The sequence below is a fragment of the Moheibacter lacus genome (assembly GCF_014042165.1).
In the GTDB taxonomy this organism is placed as follows: domain Bacteria; phylum Bacteroidota; class Bacteroidia; order Flavobacteriales; family Weeksellaceae; genus Moheibacter; species Moheibacter lacus.
Window position 1 is genome coordinate 1 of sequence record NZ_JACDZE010000005.1, and the last position, 22,015, is coordinate 22,015.

17 protein-coding genes and 1 pseudogene are annotated in these 22,015 nt (G+C 36.7%); 3 read left to right on the forward strand and 15 right to left on the reverse strand.

Features of this window, described 5'->3' with window-relative positions; genetic code table 11:
- The first annotated feature begins 340 nt into the window (after positions 1-340).
- Positions 341-1,864: a glycosyltransferase family 39 protein gene (locus HU137_RS12260; RefSeq protein WP_182044153.1), complete on the forward strand. Its 1,524-nt coding sequence runs from the start codon at positions 341-343 to the stop codon at positions 1,862-1,864.
- A 258-nt stretch (positions 1,865-2,122) separates the two neighbouring features.
- Here HU137_RS12260 and HU137_RS12265 read toward each other — a convergent pair whose 3' ends face one another.
- Positions 2,123-2,431, reverse strand: coding sequence for a transposase (locus HU137_RS12265; RefSeq protein WP_182044154.1), 309 nt, complete (start codon positions 2,429-2,431; stop codon positions 2,123-2,125).
- A gap of 258 nt (positions 2,432-2,689) precedes the next feature.
- Here HU137_RS12265 and HU137_RS12270 point away from each other — a divergent pair, with 258 nt between their 5' ends.
- Positions 2,690-3,334: an alpha/beta hydrolase gene (locus HU137_RS12270; RefSeq protein WP_182044155.1), complete on the forward strand. Its 645-nt coding sequence runs from the start codon at positions 2,690-2,692 to the stop codon at positions 3,332-3,334.
- A 277-nt stretch (positions 3,335-3,611) separates the two neighbouring features.
- Here HU137_RS12270 and HU137_RS12275 read toward each other — a convergent pair.
- Positions 3,612-3,884, reverse strand: a pseudogene (locus tag HU137_RS12275) (transposase); the annotation flags it as partial.
- Positions 3,885-4,197: 313 nt separating this feature from the next.
- Between HU137_RS12275 and HU137_RS12280 the strand changes: the two are divergent.
- Positions 4,198-4,692, forward strand: coding sequence for a GNAT family N-acetyltransferase (locus HU137_RS12280; protein WP_182044156.1), 495 nt, complete (start codon positions 4,198-4,200; stop codon positions 4,690-4,692).
- 238 nt (positions 4,693-4,930) lie between these two features.
- On the opposite strand, the gene HU137_RS12285 is transcribed toward HU137_RS12280, so the two are convergent.
- The 13 genes from HU137_RS12285 to priA all read right to left on the reverse strand — a co-directional run bounded on the left by HU137_RS12285 (position 4,931) and on the right by priA (position 21,946).
- On the reverse strand, positions 4,931-5,941 hold the full coding sequence (locus HU137_RS12285; RefSeq protein ID WP_182044157.1) for an isochorismate synthase: 1,011 nt from the start codon (positions 5,939-5,941) through the stop codon (positions 4,931-4,933).
- A 48-nt stretch (positions 5,942-5,989) separates the two neighbouring features.
- A complete protein-coding gene (locus tag HU137_RS12290; RefSeq protein WP_182044158.1) occupies positions 5,990-6,412 on the reverse strand; it encodes a PaaI family thioesterase in 423 nt (140 codons plus the stop codon).
- Positions 6,412-6,972, reverse strand: coding sequence for a 1-acyl-sn-glycerol-3-phosphate acyltransferase (locus tag HU137_RS12295; protein WP_182044159.1), 561 nt, complete (start codon positions 6,970-6,972; stop codon positions 6,412-6,414). The genes HU137_RS12290 and HU137_RS12295 overlap by 1 nt, the downstream gene beginning before the upstream one ends.
- 110 nt (positions 6,973-7,082) lie before the next feature.
- Positions 7,083-8,801, reverse strand: coding sequence for a PspC domain-containing protein (locus tag HU137_RS12300; RefSeq protein ID WP_182044160.1), 1,719 nt, complete (start codon positions 8,799-8,801; stop codon positions 7,083-7,085).
- A complete protein-coding gene (locus tag HU137_RS12305; RefSeq protein WP_182044161.1) occupies positions 8,794-9,138 on the reverse strand; it encodes a PadR family transcriptional regulator in 345 nt (114 codons plus the stop codon). The genes HU137_RS12300 and HU137_RS12305 overlap by 8 nt, the downstream gene beginning before the upstream one ends.
- Before the next feature lie 209 nt (positions 9,139-9,347).
- Positions 9,348-10,310 carry a PorP/SprF family type IX secretion system membrane protein gene (locus HU137_RS12310; protein WP_182044162.1) on the reverse strand — a complete coding sequence of 321 codons (963 nt, stop codon included), beginning with the start codon at positions 10,308-10,310 and terminating at the stop codon, positions 9,348-9,350.
- 285 nt (positions 10,311-10,595) lie between these two features.
- On the reverse strand, positions 10,596-14,459 hold the full coding sequence (locus tag HU137_RS12315; protein ID WP_182044163.1) for a T9SS type B sorting domain-containing protein: 3,864 nt from the start codon (positions 14,457-14,459) through the stop codon (positions 10,596-10,598).
- 180 nt (positions 14,460-14,639) lie between these two features.
- On the reverse strand, positions 14,640-15,782 hold the full coding sequence (locus tag HU137_RS12320) for an efflux RND transporter periplasmic adaptor subunit (RefSeq protein ID WP_182044164.1): 1,143 nt from the start codon (positions 15,780-15,782) through the stop codon (positions 14,640-14,642).
- Positions 15,783-15,890: 108 nt separating this feature from the next.
- Entirely contained in the window at positions 15,891-17,141 is a 1,251-nt protein-coding gene (locus HU137_RS12325; RefSeq protein ID WP_182044165.1) for an ABC transporter permease, read from the reverse strand.
- A gap of 74 nt (positions 17,142-17,215) precedes the next feature.
- A complete protein-coding gene (locus HU137_RS12330; RefSeq protein WP_182044166.1) occupies positions 17,216-18,448 on the reverse strand; it encodes an ABC transporter permease in 1,233 nt (410 codons plus the stop codon).
- Positions 18,449-18,532: 84 nt separating this feature from the next.
- Positions 18,533-19,222: an ABC transporter ATP-binding protein gene (locus HU137_RS12335; protein ID WP_182044167.1), complete on the reverse strand. Its 690-nt coding sequence runs from the start codon at positions 19,220-19,222 to the stop codon at positions 18,533-18,535.
- On the reverse strand, positions 19,219-19,404 hold the full coding sequence (locus HU137_RS12340) for a hypothetical protein (RefSeq protein WP_182044168.1): 186 nt from the start codon (positions 19,402-19,404) through the stop codon (positions 19,219-19,221). Before HU137_RS12340 ends, HU137_RS12335 begins: the two co-directional genes overlap by 4 nt.
- An 82-nt stretch (positions 19,405-19,486) precedes the next feature.
- Entirely contained in the window at positions 19,487-21,946 is a 2,460-nt protein-coding gene (priA, locus tag HU137_RS12345; RefSeq protein WP_182044169.1) for a replication restart helicase PriA, read from the reverse strand.
- Positions 21,947-22,015 lie beyond the last annotated feature (69 nt).

The following is a 22,015-nucleotide window of genomic DNA, read 5'->3' on the forward strand; positions in this document are numbered from 1 at the left end:
CAATTCCTCCCCGATTTTCCTGTAAATATTATCGGCCGGTACCAGTCTTTCCAAACTCAGTTCATAAAACAATTTTGGCCTAAATTCTTTTCGTCCTTGCATGTACTAATTTACATAAAAATTATCACTCAAACAATTGACTTGAAGTGTTTTATATCAATTTTCAATCAATTTATTTGTGGGGTTTAATTCTTTGCCTATTTTTGATCAGGAGTTGTGCAACAGGGACAGCGGATTTGCTAAATCCCTACGGTTTTTTTGTATCTTCGATACACAAAACACCTTCGGGAATTCGCAAAGCCGGCGGGCCGTTAGTGGTAATTTTAATAGACACCTCTCAATGAGAAGAAAAACGATAATTTTAATAGGTTTCATTGGACTTAAATTCTTCCTGCAATACTTTCTATTTAGTAGTGACTATGAACTGCACCGAGACGAATATTTGCATCTTGACCAAGCAAATCACTTGGCTTGGGGTTATCTTTCGGTTCCACCCTTTACTTCTTGGACATCTTATTTTATTCAATTACTTGGCAATTCATTTTTTTGGATTAAGTTCCTTCCTGCGTTGTATGGGGCATTGACAATTTATGTTGTTTGGGAAGCCATAGAAGAATTAAATGGAAATCTGTTTGCATTGATTATAGGTGCAACTTGTGTTTTATTTTCTGCACTTTTGCGACTAAATACTTTGTACCAACCCAATTCTTTTGACGTATTAAGTTGGACTGTTTTATACTTTATATTGCTGAAATATATCAAAACGGATGATACAAAGTGGATGTATTTAGCAGCAATAGCATTTGCAATCGGCTTTTTAAATAAGTATAACATTGCTTTTCTATTAATCGGACTTGTACCTTCATTGTTGATTACTGAGCATAGGAAAATATTTTTAAAACCTACTTTATATTTTGCCATTTTAGTAGGCTTGGTTTTAATCTTGCCTAATCTTGTTTGGCAATACAATAATAATTTCCCAGTCTTTCACCATTTAAAAGAATTGACAGAAACTCAATTAGTAAATGTAAATAGATTTGATTTTTTGAAGAATCAGTTGCTCTTTTTTATGGGTTCACTAATAGTAATTTTTGCATCATTTTATGCTTTGCTTTTTTACAAGCCTTTCAACAAGTATAGACTATTCTTTTTCTCTATCCTCTTTACTTTAATAGCTTTTATTTATTTTAAGGCAAAAGACTATTATGCCATTGGTATTTACCCAATTTATATTGCTTTTGGTTCTGTTTATATTGCAGACATTTTAAAAGACGGTTGGAGAAAATATTTACAACCAGTTGCAATTGCTGTACCCATACTATTATTTATTCCAATTTATAATGTTGCGTTTCCGAATAAAAGCCCAGAATACATTGTTCAGCATTCAGAAAAATATAAAAAGTTGGGTTTGTTACGTTGGGAAGATGGCAAAGACCATTTAATACCACAGGATTTTGCAGATATGCTTGGTTGGAAAGAATTAGCCTTGAAAGTTGATAGCATATACTCAAAAATACCGAATAAAGAAAAGACACTAATTCTTTGCGACAACTATGGACAAGCAGGAGCAATAAATTATTATACACGACAAAAAATAAAGGCAGTTTCATTCAACGCTGACTATATAGAATGGTTTGACCTCACTAAAAGCTATTTGAACTTAATCAGAATTAAAGAAGTAAATCAAACAGATTCTGAACTTAAAGAAACATCTCCTTTTTTTCAAAATTCAATTTTTGCAGACTCAATAACTAACCAATATGCAAGAGAGTTTGGGACAGGAATATTTGTCTTTACAGGTGCAAAAATTGACATTAGACAAAGAATTAAAGATGAAATTGCCGAAAAGAAAAACTACCGCTAACACAAGGGTAGCCGTTGCACAACTCCATTTTTTTGATAAAATTCACAAAAAACCAAGAAAATCTGACCGATTTTAAAGCGCTCTAAGCGCAGCAAAATTCAAATTGATTTAGAATTCCCTCCATTTTTGACTATCTTAAATCCAAGCTTTTTCCCTTCTCAAAACAGCTTCAAGCAATTGCCACAATCTTCCCTTTGGGAAGGTTCAGGATTTGGGCTTGGGTTTTTACTTTTTTCACCTTGAACTTCAGAAGTTTCTTCAGATAAAAAAACGGATATCCAGACAATTACCGCAATATTGGAGCAAAGCCCGATCGCTGTTCAAACTGTTCAAATAACCCACCAATAAAATCTTGTAAAAAACCACCGGATCCAAACTCTGCTGGCCTTCTGTTCCATAATACTTTTTAGTCGAATCGTACAGAAATTGAAAATCCAATTCCTCCCCGATTTTCCTGTAAATATTATCGGCCGGTACCAGTCTTTCCAAACTCAGTTCATAAAACAATTTTGGCCTAAATTCTTTTCGTCCTTGCATGTACAAATTTACATAAAAATTATCACTCAAACAATTGATTTGAAGTGTTTTATATTAATTTTTAATCAATTTATTTGTGGGGTTTAATTCTTTGCCTATTTTTGATCAGGAGTTGTGCAACAGGGACAATGGCTATAAGTAATTGCTTGTTCTCGCCCACTTCTGAACCCCGAAGCTTCGGGGCTCGCGGATTTTCAGTTTGGTGTGTACTTGCAAAGTTAAGTGCTAAACCACGCAACTACTCATAGCCGAGACCGTTGCCCACAATTTGAAGAAACCTCGAAATCAATGAAAATAAGTCTATTAATTGGAATTTTATTTTGCTCAACAATATTCGCGTGCGGAAATAAAAACCAAGAACGATTTATTTTTTTTCTACACAACCGATTTTTAGAAACACACGATTTAAATGAATTACACCCTGAATTTGGACGAACTGAATATCGTAAAATTATAAACGAATTTAGAAGCAACGGATTTACAGTAATAAGCGAAAAAAGAAACGGAAACGTAAATGCGAGAGATTATGCGATTGAAGTAATCAACCAAATTGACAGCTTAATAAAACACGGAGCCGACCCCAATAAAATTACGGTAATCGGAACTTCAAAAGGTGGATATATTGCTCAGTACGTTTCAACTTTGGCGAATAATCCTAATTTAAATTTTATATTTATTGCCAGTTTTAGAAATTCTGATATTCAAAACATACCAGAAATTAATTATTGCGGGAATATCTTGACGATTTACGAAAAAACAGACCCATTTGGAGTTTCAGCTGTGGAACGAAAAGAAAATTCCACTTGCAAAATAGAGCACTTTAAGGAAATAGAACTCAATACGGGAATGGGACACGGATTTATATTCAAAGCCCTAAAGGAATGGATTGAACCGAGTATAAAGTGGGCGAATGGAAATTACAACGCGGAATAAAAAACTGTGGGCAACAACGGTAGCTGTTGCACAACTCCATTTTTTTGATAAAATTTACAAAAAACCAAGAAAATCTGACCGATTTTAAAGCGCTCTAAGCGCAGCAAAATTCAAATTGATTTAGAATTCCCTCCATTTTTGGCTATCTTAAATCCAAGCTTTTTCCCTTCTCAAAACAGCTTCAAGCAATTGACCCAATCTTCCCTTTGGGAAGGTTCAGGATTTAGGCTTGGGTTTTTACTTTTTTCACCTTGAACTTCAGAAGTTTCTTCAGATAAAACAAACGGATATCCAGACAATTACCGCAATATTGGAGCAAAGCCCGATCGCTGTTCAAATTGTTCAAATAACCCACCAGTAAAATCTTGTAAAAAACCACCGGATCCAAACTCTGCTGGCCTTCGCTACCGTAATAATTTTTAGTCGAATCGTACAGAAAGTGAAAATCCAATTCCTCCCCGATTTTCCTGTAAATATTATCGGCCGGTACCAGTCTTTCCAAACTCAGTTCATAAAACAATTTTGGCCTAAATTCTTTTCGTCCTTGCATATACTAATTTACATAAAAATCATCACTCAAACAATTGATTTGAAGTGTTTTATATCAATTTTCAATCAATTTATTTGTGGGTTTTAATTCTTTGGCTATTTTTGATCAGGAGTTGTGCAACAGGGACATTGTATAACCGCAATTATGGCGGATTCGACTACGTCCGAATCCACTCGGAATTGCTAACGTCAGTGCTTAACCGAAAAAAATCGCTAATTTAACCCGTAACTGACGGTTATACGGGACCGTTAGCTGAAACTCTTCCCAATGGCAGTTATAACAGGATACTTATTTAGTTGTAATAAATTAAAAAATGATAATTACTAAAATTGAACCTTTAGAAGAAAAACATAAGAAAGAGATTTTTGAAATCTATAAACTAGGAATAGAAACAAAAAATGCTACTTTCAATACAAAAGTTCCGACTTGGGAAGAATGGAATAATGGACATTTAAAACATTCTAGATTTGTTATCAAACTAAATGATAAAACTGTAGGTTGGATTGCTCTATCTCCTGTTTCAAATCGTTGCAATTATTCTGGTGTAGCTGAAGTTAGTGTATATATTCATCCTGATTTTAATGGAAAAAAATTGGCTTCTCAATTAATGAGAAAAATGATTTCAGAAAGTGAAAAAAATGGAATATGGACCTTACAATCGAGTATTTTTCCTGAAAACAAAGCTAGTTTAAAACTTCACAAAAATTTTGATTTCAGAATTGTTGGAACTCGTGAAAAAATATCGAAAATGGACGATAAATGGAGAGATACAATTTTACTTGAAAGAAGAACTAAAAAAAATATATGAAATGAGCTTCTGCTAACAACGGTAGCCGTTGCACAACTCCATTTTTTTGATAAAATTCTCCATAAACTGATATAACTTAACCTCTTTAATTCTTCGATAAGCTCATAAACCAGATTTAAAGGAGGTTTGTTTCTCTTTGGGTCTATATTTTGAATTTTAATGGGCTTAATTCATTGATATGAGGATCTTATTTTGCAGATTTAAAAGATGCTAGGACCTGGCAATCGCTTAAATTTCACTATTGAGCTAATGCATTTGCGATCGTCCCCGATTTTAGTTCGGTTTCTTCCCATTCCTTTTCAGGATTACTTTCAGCCGTGATGCCACCGCCTACGTAAATTTGGATTTGGTTTTGAAAAAATGCTGCAGAACGAAGATTAACAAAATAGGTTTTTGAATTTTCTCTTTCTATACCGATGTATCCTGAATAAAATCCCCGGTCATGGCCTTCATTTTTGAGGATAAAGTCAAATGCTTCCTTTTTTGGCAAACCACAAACCGCCGGAGTCGGATGCAAATTCTTCAACAATAAATTCAAATCAAAACTTTCTGAAATCTCCGCAGAAATATAAGATTTTAAATGTTGGAATTTACCGGCCTGAACAGTTTCCGGACCGGAAATTTTGAGATTTTTAAAATCCGAAAATTCATGGGCAATAAAATCTGTAACGAACTGCTGTTCCTCGATTTCTTTTTCGGTCCAATCCTTTTCCGGACGTTTCGTACCGGCAAGAGATACGGTTTGGACTTGATTGCCGGATTGTTGCAACAATAATTCTGGCGTTGCACCTATCCAAGTGTCTTCACCTGGTCGATTCCAAAAATACACCAAGGCTCGTGGATGTTGTTCCAATAAATTTTTAAAAGTTTGAAACAAATCAAATCCTTTATTTTCCATCATTTTTTTTCGGCTGATGACGATTTTTTGAATTGCCGAACCCTTAATTTCATCTATTGTTTTTTGAATCAATTGTTCATAATTTTCTTTTGAAATCGAATCTTCCCATTCCTGATGCTTAAGATCTAATTTCGAATCGAATTGAAATTCGCTTTGCAAAATCTGAATGGGATCTGCGTCAGAAATCGATTTTTCTATTGTAGAATCAAAAGCATGCAATAAAAATCGGTTTTTACCGGAATCGTCCTGAACGTTCAATTGGATGGTCGACTCATCCGGAAAACGGAACAAAACAAATGGAACATCATTTTGAATGGCAACTTGAAGTTTGTGGGAAAAACTGGGATTCATGTCTTTTTAAATTGAACTGAGATTTGTTCAATCGAACTAATTTTTGAATTAAACATAATCATTTGAAACGATAGAATTGGTCAAATGACAATAAGAAATCAGCTGTCCAGATTCATCTTTAATTTCGATTTTCACCACGTGAACGGTTCTCCCTTTTTTCACAAATTCAGCTCTGGCTGTGATGATTCCATCTCTTTTTGGGCGCAAATGATTGGACGTCATCTGCATTCCTACCGATTTAAATTTTTTATGATCAATCGAAGTAGCGGAAAGAACACTTCCTACCGTTTCAGCTAATGCGATGCTCGCACCACCATGTAAAATGCCATACGGCTGATGTACTTTTGAAGTCACCGGCATAGTAGCTTCCAGAAAATCTTCTCCTACATCTGAAAAACGAATTTCTAATGTTTCCATCAGCGTATTTTGGTTCATTTCGTTGAGTTTGTTCAATTTGGCTTGTTTGTCCATCAAAAAATTTTTGGATTATAGTTTTCGGGGAATTTCCCTTTAATGTCTTTGTAAAATGCTTCAATTTCGGTCAAAACTTCTTCTTGGGTTTTGTTTTCCAAATAAATGACTTTTCCTATTCCGGCGATTTTCTTTTCATAATCGCAATAAGCCAATAAAATCGGAACTCCTGCTCTATCTGCGATAAAATAAAATCCGGTTTTCCATTTTTCGGCCCAAGCGCGAGAGCCTTCAGGTGTGTTGAGCAAATATAAATTTTCATCGTTTCGAAGTAGATTGACCGCAAAATCAACTTTGTTCGACCTTTCAGATCGGTTGATCCCTATTCCGCCAACTGCTTTTATGAGGAACCCATACCAAGGTTTGGTCCAACTGTCTTTGATGAAAAATTTCATGGGAATGCCCATCGCCCAAAAAGAAAATACGGCATAAAAAAAATCCCAATTGGTCGTATGTGGCGCTGCCACCAAAACCGATTTTGAAATGGAATGAACGGGAACCGAAATGTCAAGTTTCCAGCCCATGATGCGTAAAAAGAATTTACCTAAAAATTGCTTCATGGCACAAAGATAAGGTTTCGACCAATAAAAAAGCCGGAATTAAACATCCGACTTTTCCTTGCACTTTCGTGAGTTCTTTCTTTTATCAATTGATGATTGAAATGATGAATTCAATTACCAGAGATGTTAATGTTAATAGAATCTGTACCATCAGAAATATTGATTTTATTTTTTTCTATAATTACTTTATCCTTACCGTCTATGATTTTCACACCATCTTTGGATACACTTACACCAGCACTATCAGCATCAAAATGCGTTTCTATATTTTCATCGTCTGAAAAATCTTCTACACAATTTTGACAGATGTATTGATTATCAACAAATTTATAAAATTTATTGGTTCCGTCTTTATAATCTCGGTCATTTTCCAATTCATCATGAAAAATCAGGTCGTCGACATTTTTTGAATGAATGGTTTTTCCTTTTGGCACATAAACGATCAAGGTCACCAATTGATCTCTGAATTTGGCATTGTCAGGAAGCGAAAGATAATTGTCAAAAACCAATTCTCCATTTGCATTCATGGTATAATTGTATTGGATCATTTCGGCATTTTCTCTTGCATTGTCCATATTTGATCCTTTTGAATAATTCATGATTTCGACATAAACCAAATCATTTGGAGAGGTTTTGATTTCGACATCGTCATAAATTTTTCTATGTAATTTTCCGTCAAACTGGACAAATCCGCCCATATCGTCATTGATCCCCCATTTGATTTTACGTTTGCCTACGTTTTTGTATTCTTCAAACGAAATCACCAAAGTATCTTGCGTTATGGAAAAGGATTTTTTATCGGCAAATTCTATGTCTCGGGTAAAGTTTTTGGCCAAACTTACGCCTAGAATGGAAGCTGCAATTAAAGCGATGAACCAAAGCGCCATCGAGCTCCAAACAAAGGTTTTGTTGACCTTAATGCGGTTTGAAATCAATCGAGCACCCAAAATAATCAACAATAAAGCCGGGATGATCATCAATATGAGCATCAGAGCTTTTGCACCCCAATCTTGCCAATCATAATCTACGATGTATCCAAATACCTGCATCGGAAGTTCGGCCGATGAAGTAATGAGAAGGGCGATGGCTCCGATGATCAGTCCGATTCCCGTACAAATCAACATAATACCTAAGAAGAACAGGATGATTTTCCCCAGTACATGGAATATTTTCCCAAGTGTGCCGGAGGCATCACGAGCCACTCCCTTCATTTCAGTAGCGGCTTGGCTGGCGTTTTTTTTTATGGTTTCAAAATCGCCGGCTTGACCGTACATCTCATATTTTTGTGTAGCTGTTTCAGCTTTTGGAAGGATGATCCATAGCACGATATAACTGATGATCGTCAAAGAAGCTCCGGAAATAAATACATCTGAAAAGAACAATACGATCCAAAGCACTCGTGTCACCCAGGTTTCGACACCTAAATAATGCGCCAAACCGGAAAGTACACCGGCGATGATTTTATCGTTTGGATCACGGTATAATTTTCTTTTTACTTTTTCACCGGAACCGGACTGTTTATAAGAAGAACCGGATGAAGAATAAGATGTAGGAGTTTCTTCATTGTCTTCATCTATATATTGTTCAGGTTTCCCCATCACACCGATGATATGATCAACATCCATTTCATTTACAACTTCTCTTACGCCCAACTTTTCTTTGAATAGTTCTGCAATTCGGATTTCTACATCCGAAATGATATCTTCAGTTCCTTCCATTCCGTGAAGCGAACGTCTGATGTCGTCCAAATAATTCTTTAATTTGAAGAAAGCACGGTCGTCCACGATAAATGAAAAACCGCCTAAACTGATTGAGATCGTCTTATCCATGTTGATTTGTATCTAAGGTTACTTTGTTTACTGCGTTTTGTAGTTGGTTCCAGGTTTCTGCTAATTCTTGCAAAAAATTCACTCCGTCTTCTGTCAAGGTATAATATTTCCTAGGAGGTCCGGAGGTTGATTCTTCCCAACGGTAATTGAGAAGATTCTCATTTTTTAATCGCGTCAATAAAGGATAAAGTGTGCCTTCCACCACGATCATCTCCGATTTTTTTAATTCATCGATGATATCGGACGCATAGGCATCTCCTCCTCTTTTGATGATGCTGAGAATGCAATACTCCAGTATCCCCTTTCTCATTTGCGTTTTTGTTTTTTCTATATCCATCTCGATATCTTTATATGTATTGCAAATATATAAACAAAATATAGTATTATGCAAAACAAAGTACTGGAAAATTTCAAATTGACGATATATGGATGATTTAACTAATTCTATTTCAGTGATTTAATTAATTATAAATTTTTGAAAAAATTTAATCCAATAAAAAAATCACCCCGAAATGAGGTGATTTATTAATCTATATTAAGCAATTTTTATCTAAAATCAGGATTGAAAGGATTGGCAAAATCATATCCCAAACTGAACAATATTCCGTTTCCGGCTTCTTTTGCAATATCCGAAAGTCCTACGTCATAAGCCATCCCAATGCGCAATCCTCCTATTTTCATTTTCATCACAGGGGAAATGGTCAATCCTTGAGAACCGTTTTTATCGATGTCTTGACGATAAGATACTCCCAGATCCAATCCCTGCTCCTGTTCTCCAAATGCAATATGCCCCATTAAATTCAAATCAAATTGACGTTCCGAATTCGAATTCAAATTCATCACGACTGAAGGTTCCAAACGAAATCCTTCTCCAAAATACACTTGGTATCCCAACATGAAATAATACCAAGTAGGCAAAGGTTCGATTCCATTGGCCACAGCTTGGTTATCCTGTAAAGGAATATCCAAAATGGACACACCTCCAAAAGCACCGGCATATTTAAAGGAAACACCCAGATTAAAATGATTGAGGTTATAGTTCGGGTCGTCTAGAACGGGATCAGAAGGATCTGCAACTACGATTTGATCCAAATCCAATCTTTGTTGGAAAAAGTTATAGGATAAACCAAATGAAAACAAATCTTCGGTTTCTCCATATCGATATTCGCGATCAGAATTAATCGGGATATGATAAGCGGCAGATAAATTTGCACCTCTTAAACTCGACAAACCATTTCGGTCATTGAATACATAGAAACCAAATGCCAAACGATCTACAACTGTGGTATGAACACTCAAAGTTTGGGTGTTTGGGCTTTCCGGTAAATCTGCCCATTGATTCCGGTAACTACCCGTAACGCTTAAAATCTCCGGATTGGCTCCCGCATAAGAAGGATTGATCAAATACCGGTCACTGACCAGGTAGTGCTTATAAAAAGGTAATCCTTCCTGACCCATTGCCTGAAAGGATAAAATGATCAATACTGCCGTAATTAATACTTTTCTCATGTGTGTTTCTATCTTTTCCTAACGCTATTATGCCCTTTATATTTTAAATCAACCCATTTCTCCATTATGGATGATCTTATATTTCTTTGTTTTAAACGTATCAAATATTTAGAATCCCGAATCTACAAAGATTTTCTTAAATCGGTCAAATTATTTAACACTAGTTTTGACCATAAAATCCAATCTCTATCTTCATTCCTTATTCATTTCTATTTTTTTAACCTGTTCTTTAAAAAGGGACTATCCATCTGACAGTCCCTCTATTTCAATTGATTAGTATTTCCTTTATTTATTCCGAACCGAAATATGTCCTACAAATTTTCGCTCCTGGAGAATTCCATCTGAAGGAATCTGAATGATGTACCAATAATCGCCTGAAGGAACATTGTTCCCTAAATATTTTCCATTCCATTCATAATTTCCCTCAAAATTGGTGTCCACAAATATTTTTCCATATCGGTCAAATATTTTCACTGTTGCACCCGGCGTCACTTCAATTCCACGAATGGTCCAGGTATCGTTTTTACCGTCACCGTTTGGTGAAATAAAATTCGGAACACTCAAAAGCGTTATATCGTATTTCTCGATCATACATCCGCTGGATCGCACCCAAATGGTGTAAGTTTCACCCGGAATCAGATTGTTAAACTGTGGACTGTTTTGCCAAAGGATACCATCCAGTGAATATTCCAACGGTCCCTCGCCTCCATTTGTAGCATCAACGATGACATAATTATCACCCATCTCTATTCCGTTGAATACTGGTTGGGTCGGTAAATTTACGGTCAAGGTTCTTTCTTCACTTCTACATCCATCCGCACTATAGGCAATGACGGTATGCGTACCAAATTGATTGATGGTTTGGATCGGACCAGTCAAAATGGTTCCGTCTTCCAATGTCCATTCAAAAGTTGCAGTTGGATCATCACTGGTTGCAGTGGCTTCAAAACTATCGTCTGCACAGAGAATCATGGAAGATTCAGATATTGATAAACTTGGGGTTGGTAATAATGTAAATTGAATTTCGGCCAAAACCGGACATTTTCCTGCCATTTCTAATCGTACATATACCGAATTATTTCCTTGAGGAGAAAATTCGTTTATATTCATAATAGGATTTGTTCCGTTTTCAGCATCGTTCAATGAATTATGATAACTAAAATCGACAGTTTCATTTGTAATTTCAATTTCAGAATCTTGTAAGTTGATTAAATGTTCTGCACAATACTCCAAAGGTCCTATCACAGGATTTATGAGATTAATGGATTCTCCTTGAACAAATCTTACTTCTACCGGTTCGGAACGACACTCATCAGTTGTCTCTGCAACTACCCATAAATCAAAAGGTAAAATATTAATTGGATAGTTATTCCATTGATTTTGAGGAATAGCATTTAAATCAGACTGTGCATCTGAGAGTGATGTAAAATACTGAAAACCTAAATCATTTGGATTTGCAATAAGTTGAGAATCCAATTCAGTCAAATTATATTCAAAAACACCATCAAAGTTAGGATCGCACAATTCAATTTCTAATCCGTTCATTAAAGTTGCTGTTTCTCCCGGATATAAATTCAAAATAGTTGTCTTAAAACAGTTTGTAGCAGAATTTTCAATTCTAACATAAATCGTAGTGGTTGAACCTACTGGGATCTGATAGCTTCCAGGATTTGGAATCGGATCCAAACCTAGATCAGCATCATTTTGGGAGGTATGGTAACTAAAATTGTAATTTGCAGGATCATCATCTACCCATTCAGGTCTATGTTGGGTTAAATCATAAGGAATATTTCCTGAAATTTCTGTCGAACAAAATGCTTGATTGTCTAAATCATTGACTACCGGATTAGAATTAAAAGTGATCATGACACTTCTAAAGTCTGGACAGCCATCTACCTCTACCCGTATAACTATCTCTGTTGGGGTATTTACCGGAATTGGATAATTATTAATATTCGTTATTGTATTTTCAGAATTTTGAGCGTCTGTCAGATTTGTATAATAAGAAAAGATATAATCAGCCGGATTGGAAATCAAAAGCGGATTAAATAAAGTCAAATCATATGGAATCGTTCCATCAACTTGATCCACACAATCGGTAACCTCATCCAAATCATTTAAAATAGGTCGTTCTACGATGACATAAGTAATAGAACGGACTCTATAACAATCATTTGAATCATACTTCACTCGGATATAAATCGTTTCGGTAGTTCCAGCATCAATCGGATGGTTTTCCGGATCTAAAATTGGATTTGTTCCTAATTCTGCTTCGTTTGGATCAGTATGGTAACTTATATCAAAAGGTCCGGGATCTGTTCCTATAAAATAAGCTTCATTATCAGTCAAATTAACTATTACTTCACCATCTCCATCTTCATCACAAATCGGATCTAATGTTAAATCATCACTCAATACAGGATTTGAATGAATGGAAATGTCAACTGTACCTACATTTGGACAACCTTGATTTTCTACTCGTATGTAAACTGTCACAGTGGAATTAATCGAAATAGGATAGGCATCTTCAGGATCAATCGGATCAAGTCCGTCATCTGCATCTTCTTGACTTGTATGATAGGTAATATCATAATCAGCAGGATTATTAACAATTTGACCATCAAAAACGGTTAAATCAAATAGGTGATCTCCAGAAACTTCATCTACACACATATCTACATTACTCATTGCATTTAATTCCGGACGTGTTAAAGTAGAAAAATGAATTTCACTGATTATATAACATCCGTTTGTTGGGTGTTCTAATCTGACATAGATAATATCATTGTTTCCAGCAGTTATTGGAAAATTTTCAGGATCTAGAATATTATTAGTTGGAACTGTGGCATCTAAAGCATTTTCATAATAAGTAATTGTAAAATCTTCGGGATTATTTGGAGGTAGAACCAATTGATTTACATAATCTGTCAAATCAATTATTACTTCACCATCACCATCTTCATCACAAATTGCATCTGGAGTTAAAGAAATGGTATTCAAACCAAAATCAAAAATTTCCAAATTAATTTCTCCTACGACATAACATCCATCTTCATTTCCAATCAAAGCCCCCGTCTCAACTCTTACATATATCGTTTGTGTACCTGATGAATATGAAGCTGGAGTATTGATGAAATTAGCATTTCCCGCATCGGCATCATCAGGATCTTCATAGTAAATAAAATTATAAATACTTGGGTCTGACACCAAAAAAGGCTCTGCCTCTCTCAAATCGAAAACTTCTTCCCCATCTCCTAAAATATCACATTTAGGATCAAGCGCTATTGGTGAAGTAACTTGGGGCAATCGATTAACAAAAAGTGTAACTTGAATCACCCGGAGAAATGTATTATTTTCTTCTACCCTCGCATATAAAATAGTACCGTTATCAAATCCATCTCCATCTGTATCATTAAAAGTAACTAAATAGGGAGAAATTTCAGTATTTGCATTTCCAGCTTGCGCATCTGTTTCATCTTCATAAAAATCAACTGTTTGATTGGGAGCACCATCTATAATATCATCTTCAATTAAATTTAAATCAAACAACTCTTGATTATCATTATCCAAATCACATTGACCATAATTTTCTCCCAAAATCGTACAATCCAACTCAGAGTCTCCACCAAAAGTCAAAGTGTAATCAGAAGATTGGCTAGACCATCTATCAACAGCAATTACCACTATATCACCGGGTTGCACATCCAAATGTCGAACCATTCCGTCAACCAAGCCCCCCCCTCCAGCGCCTTCGCAAAAATCGGTCTCATTTAACATCAACCCTGTATCATATTCGCCAGCTGCTGGTGCATCAAACGATCCTCTATCAGCTACTCCTAAATCATTACAATCCTCAGGATTCAACCAAACGGCAAAATCATAATCAATATTTACATCCGGTTCAATTACAAACGTAAAAGTAGTCCCCGACTGTATCTGAATCACATACCATGCTGTATTATTAGATTGCAGTGTTTGACAAGTTGTAACTATTGTTTCTCCAGGATTAGATGTTGGAGATCCTGCTTCTATATCTTCATTTGAACACAATGGTGTAATAAAATCACAATCTAATTGTCCAAAAGAAGAGCCAATAAATAATAAAAACAATAAAACAGTTGATATCCTTGAAGTAAAAGATAATTCCATAATTGTTCCCTCAATTTGTGTTAATTAATATTTGTAAAATTTAAATCTGCCTCATCAGATTTAGGTTAGTTTTCTTTTACAAACTCTCAAATATATATATTTTTTTAGATTTAATGATTATTTAACAAAGTCGGAAAATAAAAAATCCGATGAAATTCATCGGATTTTTTTGGTTTTTCTTTATCTTCTCGGCGGTCCGCCTGCATTTTCTGTTTCCAAATCGGTGTTGAAAACTTTGACTTTGTCTCCTTTTTTTAGACCCGATTTAATTTCTACAAAAACCCCATCTGAAATCCCGATTTCCAACATTTTTTTCTGGTAAACCGGTTGGTCGTATTTTTCCGTTCCCGGTTTTAAAATCTCCACAAATGCTTTTCCTTTATCGTCATATTGGATATGTGCCGATTCGAGTGCTACTACATTTTTGGCTTCTGAGAGCATTACTTCTGCGTTAGCACTGTAATTGGCACGTAAAAAAATATCTTCTTTCAGATTCACATCGGCCTTGATTTCAAATTGGACGATTCCACTGGTATCCACTCCGGAAGGAGAAATATAGTTTAGCACGCCTTCAAATTGTTCGTCAGGAAGCGCACCGATCGTGATGGTCATTTTCATTCCTTCTTTTAGTTTCCCTACATCGGCTTCGTCCACATTTCCCTCAAAAATCATCTGACTGACATCAGCCATCGTAGCGATAGTCGTTCCCACAGAGAAATTATTGATTTCCTGGACCGTATTTCCGATCTCCACCGGAATAGACAATATCATACCGGAAATCGTAGCCCGTATTTGAATGGTGGCATATTGCTCCAATCCCGGTGCTATGCCAGTTTGTGCAATTTTATAATCGCTTTGCGCTGCTTTTAAATTTTGCTGCGCCATCTGATAACTGGCCAATGCATTGTCGAAATCCTGTTTGGGCAAAACACCTTGATCATAAAGCGATTTGGTACGGTTAAATTGGATTTTTTCGTTGTTCAATGTAATCCTTGCCGAATTGATCTGTTGTTGGGCAGCATTTAAACTGCTTACATTTGGGATCACGCGCAATGTCGCTATTAATGCACCTTTCTCCACTGTCTCCCCTTCTTCTACATGGATTTCAGAAATGACACCGGAAATATTGGGTTTGATTTCGATGACTTCTCTCGGTTTTACGGCACCGGTAGCGACTGCTTTTGTCGAAATATCCTTTACCTGAACTTCCGTTGTTTCAAATTCCACATTTTCAGCTGTACTGGTTTTGTACATGTAGAAAATAGCTGCGACTACCGCAACAACGAACAAAATAATCAATAATATTTTTAAACCTTTTTTCATTTTCTCTTTATTTCGTTTTGCGATCCCGAAGTATCGGGACGAAATTCGCTTTTTTATTCTATACTCTAATTTCTCTCCTAACTCTACAACTCAACCACTCAAAAACCATCACTCGTCACGCAAAGCATCAATCGGTTTTATGGCAATGGCTCGCTGCGCAGGAATAAGTCCGGCTAACATGGCCATAACTATCATAATTAGTAAAGCAAATCCCAAAGTTGTTACATCAACCGATGCATTTATAAATGGAAAATCTCCGGCACCATTGGCGACAATAGAATTGACAATAAACAAAACCAAACTGGCGCCGACGATTCCGGAAAGACCGGCAATTAAAGTCAGGACGATGGATTCCAATAATATTTGGGAACGAATTTGATTGGGAACTGCGCCCAGAGCTCTTCTGATTCCAAATTCTTTGGTTCGTTCTGAAACCGTAATCAACAATATACTCGCAATAGCGATGACTCCTGAAAATAAGGTCAAAGCGCCTACGACTATTGCCAATAATTGCAATCCGTTCATGAACGAAAACATTTTATTTAAGTTTTCTCCCAAATTAAATCCGCCTATAGCTTGCGTATCGTCAGGATGCACCCTCTTTTTTTCTTTTAAATATTCTTTGATTTGTTTTTCAAATTGCACAATGTCCACATTGTCTTTGGCATTGATGATCACATAATTCACAACGCCTTGCCGATTGTAAACCCGCTGAAAAGTGGTAAATGGAATTTGGATTTCGTTATTCCTTCCGATGGCCATTGCACCTTGTTGATACATGCCCACGACTGTGTACATTCCACTTCCGATTTGGATCATTTCGCCCAATGGATTGACGCCATCCGGGAAGATTTCATCGCGAATATCGGTTCCGATTACTGCAACTTTTCGCCCATATTTGACATCATCATCATTCAGAAACCTACCTTGGATAATCGTTTTTTTGAACATTTCATTTTGAACCGGATAATCTCCATAAACGCCATAATTTCCATATTTCGTCCCAAATTTCACGGTTACACTTCCCTCCTGACTTCGCGGAGCGATCATTTTGATTTGAGGGAATTTTCCTTGAATGGCTTCTATATCTTCCATTTTCAATTCAAGTGTACGACCGCGTTGATAGCCTTCAAAAGGAATTGCAGTTTGCTGCATCCAAACAAATAAACTATTGGTCGCAGCGTTGGCAAATATTTTATCGAAACCATTTTGAACACCTCGGGAAGCGCCCAATAAAGCGACAAAAAGGAACATCCCCCAAGCCACACCGATCATGGTCAGCATCGTCCGCATTTTGTTTTTGCGAATTGCGGCATAAACTTCAGCCCAAGCATCTCTATCTAAAATTATCGGTTTCACTTTTATTAATTCAATTTTTTAATTGTTTAAAGGTTCAATCCCTTATCCACTTATCCACTTATCCACTTAACCCCTTATTTCTCGTCTCGTAAAGCATCGATCGGTTTAATTTTGGCCGCATACCTCGCCGGAAGAAATCCTGCCAAAAACCCGGCGACAAACAATATCAAACAAGCCATCACCAAGGATTCCGTACTTACGCCCGGATCATATATAAAATAATCGGCCAGTCCTTCGTTTATATTTTCTACCAAAAAGGTAGCCACCAAAATCCCGATGAGTCCAAACAACAACGTAATCATCACCGCTTCCTGCATAATCAACGTGATAATTTTATAAGGCGTTGCGCCCAAAGCTTTTCGGATCCCGATTTCCTTGGTTCTTTCTTTCACACTGAAAACCATGATGTTACCTATACTCACTACACCAGCAACCAAACTTCCACCACCGATGACAAAAACAATGATGGTCAGCACAAAGAAAAAAGCGTTGGTATCGCTCATTTGTTCTGAAGAATCCCAGATCCTGATTCCGTTTGGATCCGTTGGGCTTATGTCGTGTCGGGATTTTAAATCGCTTCGCAAATCTTCTGAAAATTCACCAATTTCCGCTGTAGAAACACCATCTTTGGGTGTGACGGTAATCGTCGGTAAATCCCGTGTTCCATAAATCGTTTGCAAAGTCGTAATCGGCACAAAAATCATCCGTTCTTCACGATCATCATTGGTTTTACTCGAAACAATTCCCACGATTTCATACATTCCCGACCCGATGTTGATGAATTCGCCGATGGCGTCTCTTCCCTTCATTAAATCCTCGATAACCATTCGCCCCACAACCACCGATTTGGTTTGTTTTTTTAAATCCTCTGATTTTAAAAATCTTCCTTTATCGATTTGGTAGTTGACCATATTGATATAATCCGCATTTACGCCTTTTACCGAATAACTTCCTGATTCTCCACCAAATTTTACGGAAAGTTGTTGGTCATATTCGCCGCTTATGTATTTGATTTTCTCCGAATAATTCTCCAAAATATAATCCAAATCATCATTCTCCAAAACGATGTTTCGCCCTTTTTGATAACCGGCATAGGTTTCGGAAGTTTGGGTACCGAAAATGTACATATTCATCGCTCCGGCTTGGAAAAATTCTTTTTGGAAACCGTTTTGCAATCCATTTCCCATCCCAAATAAAACGATGAATACAAATAATGCCAAGGAAATGGTAAATCCTGAAAGGATTGTCCTTAGTTTATTGCTTGCAATCGAAGCCCATATTTCTCGCCAACGGTCTATATCAAACATATTGATTTACGATTTACGAAGTTTGATTTACGATTTATGAAATTCACTAAATATTTACTTAATCATTCTCCTACTCTATTACGCTCAAACTCTGACTTGCTTCACGCGTTCATCACTCATGATCACACCGTCTTTCAGTCGCACAATTCTTTTGCACATGTGCGCGATATCATCCTCGTGTGTTACCATCAAAATGGTTTTTCCTTCGTCGTTGATTTCCTGAATCAGTCGCATGACTTCCTGTGAAGTTTTGGAATCGAGAGCTCCTGTTGGCTCGTCTGCCAACAACAATTTTGGTTTTGCGGCCAAAGCTCTGGCAATCGCAACTCTTTGTTTCTGCCCACCGGAAAGTTCGTTAGGCAAATGATGCGCCCAAGGCCCTAAACCTACTCGCTCCAAATAATTCATCGCCAATTCCGCTCGTTTACCACGACTAACTCCTTGATAATAAAGCGGTAAGGAAACATTTTCCAAAACGTTTTTGAAATTGATCAAATTATAGGATTGGAAAATGAAACCGAGGAATTTGTTTCGGTAATTGGCTGCTTTTTTTTCGGTCAATTTCTCGATGACGAATTCATCCAGTTCATACAAACCGGTGTCATGCGTATCGAGCATCCCGATGATGTTCAACAAAGTCGACTTTCCGGAACCTGAAGATCCCATGATTGCCACAAATTCGCCTTCTTCCACATCCAAATCGATACCTTTCAGAACATGAAGTGAATTGGCTCCCATTTTATAGGATTTATTTAAATCTCGGATTTTGATCATTTTTCTAAAACTATCATTGCATAAATATAACCGGAATAACCTGTCATCTCAAAATCAACCGTGATGACTTTGCATCCTTCAGCTACTTTTCGGTTCAACAATTCTTCCGTTTCTTTTCTCAAGTCTTCTGTGCTGTTGGAGCTAAAAGACTTCCGGATTCTATGCACTTCATAAGATTTCATTTCGATTGTTTCGTTTATAGGTAGGCGTTTCCTATAAAATGTTACGGATCATTTCAGATTTTTATATGGCTACGCCAAATCTTTATTGGGGATCCACATCGATCTCAATCCGAACAGAACGAAAAGCCTGAACTGTATACAGAGAAGCTATTCCCTTTTCGATCAGGTTTTTCACACTCTGAGGCGATGCGTTTTCCGGAATTTTGATCAAAACATTTTTGATGTACAAATTCCTGATCCGACTGATGGAAGGTTCTTCCGGCCCTAATAGATGTTTTTCGTCAAAATTGGGTTTTAACAAATTGACAAATGCTTCTGAAACCTTATCGACTTTTTCTTTTTTGGCGTGACGGAAAGTGATTTGAATCAAACGCAAAAAAGGCGGATACAAAAAAGATTTCCTCTCGTATAAAATATCTTTGGCAGTTTTCTCAAAATCATATCGGGTTACATTTTGAAGAATTTCATGGTCCGGATTATAGGTTTGGATCAAAACTTTCCCTTGTTCATTTCTTCTTCCGGCTCTACCAGCAACTTGCGTCAACAATTGAAATGCTTTTTCATGCGCCCTGAAATCAGGAAAATTCAACATAGAATCAGCTCGGATAACGCCCACCAAACCCACATTTGAAAAATCCAATCCTTTGGCAATCATCTGCGTTCCAACAATGATATCGATTTCTCGTTCCTCAAAAGCTTCCAACGTTTTTTCATAAGCAAACTTTCTGCGCATCGCATCGACATCCATTCGGGCAATTTTCAATTTCGGGAAGATTGATTCCAATTGCACTTCAATTTGCTCCGTCCCAATTCCTTTGGTATCCAATTCCAAACTCTGACAATTGGAACATTTACTCGGTTTGGCTTGTGAATGACCACAATAATGGCATTTCAACAAATTGGACATTTTATGTAGCGTAAGTGGAACGTCACAGTTAGGACAAAAAGGTGAATGCCCGCAAGACGTACATTCCACAACCGGCGCAAATCCTCTCCTGTTCTGGAAAATTAAAACTTGTTTTCCTTCTTTTATGGTTTCGATGATGGCTTCGCGAAGCAAATTTGAAATATCACCTGTGATTTCTTTTGACCGCATCGCAGCACGTAGATCGATGAGTTCTATCTTTGGCAATGGCACATCTGTAAAGCGTTTGGTCAATTGGACATGGCCATATTTTCCGGTTTGGGCATTTTGATAGGTTTCCAACGAAGGCGTTGCTGAACCAAGAATGACGTTGGCTTGGTAAAAATTCGCCAAAACCAATGCCATATCTCGTGCATGAAAATATGGTCTGGAATCGGTTTGTTTGTATGCCGTTTCTTGCTCTTCATCAACGATGATCAAACCTAAATTTTGAAAAGGCAGAAACAATGCAGAACGTGCTCCGATGATGATTTTGTATTCGTCATTCAGCGTTTTGTTCCATAATTCTACCCGCTCATTTTGATTGAATTTCGAATGGTAAATTCCGACTTTATCACCAAAATATTTGCGGATTCTTTGCACCATTTGAGACGATATCGAAATTTCCGGTAACAGAAACAAAGTCGTTTTATCTTCTTCTAAATTTTGTTCGATGAGTTTGATGTAAACCTCCGTTTTTCCACTTGAAGTCACACCGTGCAACAAAACGGTTTTCTTTTCTTCGAAATAATTTCCGATGGTCTTCAAAGCTTGATTTTGTTCAAAATTTAAAGCTTCTGAATCGATGGTTTTATTATCAATTTCATCAATTCTAGAGATTTCCAAATCATAAATTTCCACCATTCCTTTTTCTTCCATCGATCGAAACATCGCATGATTTCCACCAAATTTTTTGATGAATTTTGAAATTTTGATGGGTTTGGATGATTGAGATTCCTCGACGATGAGTTGCAACAAAGTTTCCCTTTGTTTGGCTGCATTTTTTAATTTCTCCAGTGAAGAATTGAAAAATTTTTCGTCCGATTTTAATTCGGGGTTGACTTTGATGAACAATTCAACTTTGGGCGTATATTTTTCTTTCAGGACTTCGTCGAGTTGGATGATGCCTTTTTCCCAAAGCGATTTGATGATTTTAATCGTCGATTTTTTATCCACCAATTTCGCGATTTCGCTCACTGCCAAAATTCCTTTTTTATCCAAAGCATTGACCACCATCCATTCAGATTCGGAGAGGTTTTCTTCGATTTGGGCAACCGTTCCGATGAATTTCACAAAAGTTTCACTCTCCCATTTCAGTGCGGTCGGAAAAGCATTTCGGTAAACATCGCCGAGCGAGCACATATAGTATTTTGCGATCCATTCCCAGAATTGAATTTGAATTTCCGTGATCAAAGGTTCTGTATCCAAAACCGAATCGATGAATTTGGTTTTGAACAATTCGGGTTTGTTTTGATGAAAAGAATGAACGATTCCGGTGTAAAGTTTATTGGTCCCAAATGGAACCGAAACCCTTTGTCCAACTTTTAGATAAGGTTGATCTTCAGGAGAAATTTCATAAGTGAAGGTTCCCGGCAAAGCTAGAGGTAAAATGATTTCTGCGAAATAATTTGCTGCCATAAACGAATGGGCAATTTAGCACAAATGGTGTAGTTTACAAACTGACTCAATTTAAATTAAGCCAAACTC

Bases quoted from the DNA above. Each gene is read 5' to 3' on its own strand.
- HU137_RS12300 (WP_182044160.1), bottom strand. From the start codon at position 8,801: ATGGATAAGACGATCTCAATCAGTTTAGGCGGTTTTTCATTTATCGTG.
- HU137_RS12340 (WP_182044168.1), bottom strand. From the start codon at position 19,404: ATGAAATCTTATGAAGTGCATAGAATCCGGAAGTCTTTTAGCTCCAAC.
- HU137_RS12280 (WP_182044156.1), top strand. From the start codon at position 4,198: ATGATAATTACTAAAATTGAACCTTTAGAAGAAAAACATAAGAAAGAG.
- priA (WP_182044169.1), bottom strand. From the start codon at position 21,946: ATGGCAGCAAATTATTTCGCAGAAATCATTTTACCTCTAGCTTTGCCG.
- HU137_RS12270 (WP_182044155.1), top strand. From the start codon at position 2,690: ATGAAAATAAGTCTATTAATTGGAATTTTATTTTGCTCAACAATATTC.
- HU137_RS12305 (WP_182044161.1), bottom strand. From the start codon at position 9,138: ATGGATATAGAAAAAACAAAAACGCAAATGAGAAAGGGGATACTGGAG.
- HU137_RS12295 (WP_182044159.1), bottom strand. From the start codon at position 6,972: ATGAAGCAATTTTTAGGTAAATTCTTTTTACGCATCATGGGCTGGAAA.
- HU137_RS12310 (WP_182044162.1), bottom strand. From the start codon at position 10,310: ATGAGAAAAGTATTAATTACGGCAGTATTGATCATTTTATCCTTTCAG.
- HU137_RS12315 (WP_182044163.1), bottom strand. From the start codon at position 14,459: ATGGAATTATCTTTTACTTCAAGGATATCAACTGTTTTATTGTTTTTA.
- HU137_RS12335 (WP_182044167.1), bottom strand. From the start codon at position 19,222: ATGATCAAAATCCGAGATTTAAATAAATCCTATAAAATGGGAGCCAAT.
- HU137_RS12260 (WP_182044153.1), top strand. From the start codon at position 341: ATGAGAAGAAAAACGATAATTTTAATAGGTTTCATTGGACTTAAATTC.
- HU137_RS12290 (WP_182044158.1), bottom strand. From the start codon at position 6,412: ATGGACAAACAAGCCAAATTGAACAAACTCAACGAAATGAACCAAAAT.
- HU137_RS12320 (WP_182044164.1), bottom strand. From the start codon at position 15,782: ATGAAAAAAGGTTTAAAAATATTATTGATTATTTTGTTCGTTGTTGCG.
- HU137_RS12330 (WP_182044166.1), bottom strand. From the start codon at position 18,448: ATGTTTGATATAGACCGTTGGCGAGAAATATGGGCTTCGATTGCAAGC.
- HU137_RS12285 (WP_182044157.1), bottom strand. From the start codon at position 5,941: ATGAATCCCAGTTTTTCCCACAAACTTCAAGTTGCCATTCAAAATGAT.